The following is a 2,855-nucleotide window of genomic DNA, read 5'->3' as shown; positions in this document are numbered from 1 at the left end:
TTGTTTTTTGAGTTCTGTTATGTGGTTTGCTATTGTTTTTTCACTCTTCTGCATTATCCTCGCTAGCTGGGGCGGTGTTATCCCAGGATTCCTCACTATCGTTTCTAGGATTTTCCTTTTTTCTTCTGTGAGTTCTTTTGTTATTGCTTCTATGTGTGTTGATTCTATTGTTATCTGTGCTCTCTGCTCTCCTTCTGTTGCTACATATACTCTGAATCTTTTCTTTGATGCTATTAGTGCTGTGTATATAGCTATCACCAGGATTCTCATCCCTCCTGTTAGATCTGCTATTATTGGTTCTTCCAGGGTTTCTAGAATGTCTAGCACTGATGAGATCATATCCTCTGCGTCTCCTATGGATAGCTCTACCAGCTCTGGCGATGATAGCCCCATTCTTATGCAATATGTTGCTAGGTTTTGATATGCTGTCTTTGTTGCGCCTGCTGCTGGTTTTACTGTGAATACTACTATCCTGTTCCCCGGCTGTGCTTTTTCGCTCAGCAGTCTCCTCAATATAAAATCTTCGTGGAATCCTAGTGTGAATATATAGCTTGCCATGCTCCCCAACCGATCTTGGCTGTGGGGCTATATATATCCCGGGATCTCCTGGGGATCTATAGATCCCCTCTCTATAGATCTCCAGGGACTCCCAAGAGGATCTTGGAGATCATCCCTGAATCACCCGGGAGAATCGGGGGTGGTATTACATTAACAGCTAAAAAGCAAGGGGTATCAAGGGAGATGGGGTAATACAATGCTCACAAGGCTCGAAATAGTTAGGGGGTTGAAAAAACTACACCACATAAGATCAAAAGACCCTGTGCCGGAAGAGCTTAGGGGGTGGAGCTACCACACACCCCCGGTAAAACCCAGAGCCTATCTAGGGCTAGGAGTAGGGGAGGTCGCCTATAGATACTGCGAAACCAGGCGGGATCTCTACCTAAGAAGAGTAGTAGGGGCGAGGGGAGACAGCTCAAAACCAGCATTGGCAAACGGGGCATCGATACACAGGATATTCTCAGAAGCCTCTAAAGCTGTGAGAGCCCTAGCCCTCCTCGGAAGAGACGGGCCTGAGATCTATGAGGAGCTATCGAGGAAAGCGGGTGAAACAGCGTCTAAGATCTGTCCAGAGGATTCTAGACAACAATGTGAAAAACTATATAGATACCTAGCACTGATGTGGAGCGCAGAAGTATCAAAGGCAAAGATCACATACGGCTCGCAAGACGCCGCAGGCCTAATACCATGGATCTCAGAGCTAAGGGTTGACGGAACACTAGTAGGGCTATCAGACAGACTCTCAATAGACGCGCTAGCAGAGCCATCAATAGTAATAGAGATCAAGACAGGGCAGAGGAGAAACTTCCACAGACTAGCACTAGCTGGATACGCACTAGCAATAGAATCAAGCCTGGAAATACCAGTAGACTACGGAGCATTGATATATATAAACATAAACGGGGAAATAGATATATCGATAGAAACACACTACATATCCCCAGACCTCAGAAAAGAATTTATAGACGCAAGAGACGAGGCAATAGACCTAATACTAAGCGGAAAAGACCCAGGGATAGCTAGGAACTGCCCAGAAACATGCCCCTTCCTAGAGATATGCGGGGTGAGAAGATGAGATCAGTAATAATATCGGAATACGGAACAAAGATCTCTGCGAGAAGAGGGAGCATAGTGATCACGAATAAGGATAAGAAGATAAGGATAAGCCCAGCAGACATAGACCAGATCCTAATAACATCGGGAGGAGCATCGATAACATCAAGAGCAATAAGACTAGCAATGAGACACGGAATAGACATAGTATTTATAGACGCGAGGGGAGAGCCATGGGCAAGGATCTACCATTCAACCCCAACAGCAACAACAGCGACAAGGAGAGCCCAGTATGAAGCAATATATAACGGCTCGGCAAAGGAGATAGCAAAGGCAATAATAGAGGCTAAGCTCAAAAACCAAGCAGGGCATCTAAAGAGCCTGAGAAGAAAAGGCTATCTAGCAGAGACCCCACACAGAGAGATAGAGGATCTGATCCATAGCCTGGATAGCGAGAACCCTATGAAGATAGAGGCAGAAGCAGCCCATATATACTGGCAATCAATAGCCCAGGCAATCCCGAGAGACATAGGCTTCCAAGGAAGAAACCACGACTCCCCAGACCCATTTAACATGGCGCTGAACTATGGATACGCAATACTATATAGCGAGTGCTGGAGAGCACTAGCAATAGCAGGGCTAGATCCCTATGCTGGCTATATACACAAAGATAGATCTGGTAAGGAGAGCCTAGTATATGACTTCTCAGAAATGTTCAAACCATCAGCAGTAGATAGAGCCCTGGTAGAGCTCTTCAGAAAAGGCTATAGACCAAAGATCACAGAGGGCTTCATAGATAGAAAATACAGAGCAGAGCTAGCCAAGGCGATAACGGAGAGCCTAGAGAGAATAGTTAAAGAGGAGGGGGACCACAACCCGAAAAAACTATCCCAAGCCATAAGAGCCTCGGCCATGAGACTAGCATCATCCCTGAGAAGTGGAACAAGATATAAGGGGTTCATAGAGGTATGGTGAGGATCCTGGTTGTCTATGATATAGGGGATAACGCGGATAGGCAGAAACTAGCAGACGATCTATTCAGGCTAGGCCTAACAAGGATACAGAGGAGCGCCTTCGCAGGAGAGATAGATCCACAGAGGCTGAAAGACCTGCAGAGAATAGCTGGGAAATATATTAAGAAAGAGAGCGATGTAATCCACATATTCACCCTAGGCCTCAGAGACTGGGAGAAAAGAATAGTCATAGGGAGGGAGTGGGGCCTTGGCCCAAAACCCATATCGATA

4 protein-coding genes are annotated in these 2,855 nt (G+C 46.1%); 3 read left to right on the top strand and 1 reads right to left on the bottom strand.

The annotated features are described in order from the left end of the window. The coding region (gene csa3 / locus QXE01_12495; GenBank protein MEM4972057.1) for a CRISPR-associated CARF protein Csa3 at positions 1-558 on the bottom strand (558 nt) is incomplete at its 3' end. A 196-nt stretch (positions 559-754) separates the two neighbouring features. On the opposite strand from csa3, the gene cas4a reads away from it, so the two are divergent. The 3 genes from cas4a to cas2 all read left to right on the top strand — a co-directional run. Then, positions 755-1,633: a type I-A CRISPR-associated protein Cas4/Csa1 gene (gene cas4a, locus QXE01_12490; GenBank protein ID MEM4972056.1), complete on the top strand. Its 879-nt coding sequence runs from the start codon at positions 755-757 to the stop codon at positions 1,631-1,633. Continuing rightward, positions 1,630-2,586, top strand: a complete 957-nt coding sequence (gene cas1 / locus QXE01_12485; protein ID MEM4972055.1) for a CRISPR-associated endonuclease Cas1 — start codon at positions 1,630-1,632, stop codon at positions 2,584-2,586. The genes cas4a and cas1 overlap by 4 nt, the downstream gene beginning before the upstream one ends. Next, on the top strand, positions 2,583-2,855 hold a 273-nt coding region (cas2, locus tag QXE01_12480; protein MEM4972054.1), incomplete at its 3' end, for a CRISPR-associated endonuclease Cas2. The genes cas1 and cas2, both read left to right, overlap by 4 nt.

The organism is Sulfolobales archaeon, from assembly GCA_038897115.1.
In the GTDB taxonomy this organism is placed as follows: domain Archaea; phylum Thermoproteota; class Thermoprotei_A; order Sulfolobales; family AG1; genus AG1.
This window is presented reverse-complemented; position numbering and strand designations above follow the sequence as displayed.

Excerpts from the sequence above, each read along its gene's own strand:
- cas4a (MEM4972056.1), top strand. The coding sequence starts at position 755 with ATGCTCACAAGGCTCGAAATAGTTAGGGGGTTGAAAAAACTACACCAC.
- cas1 (MEM4972055.1), top strand. The coding sequence starts at position 1,630 with ATGAGATCAGTAATAATATCGGAATACGGAACAAAGATCTCTGCGAGA.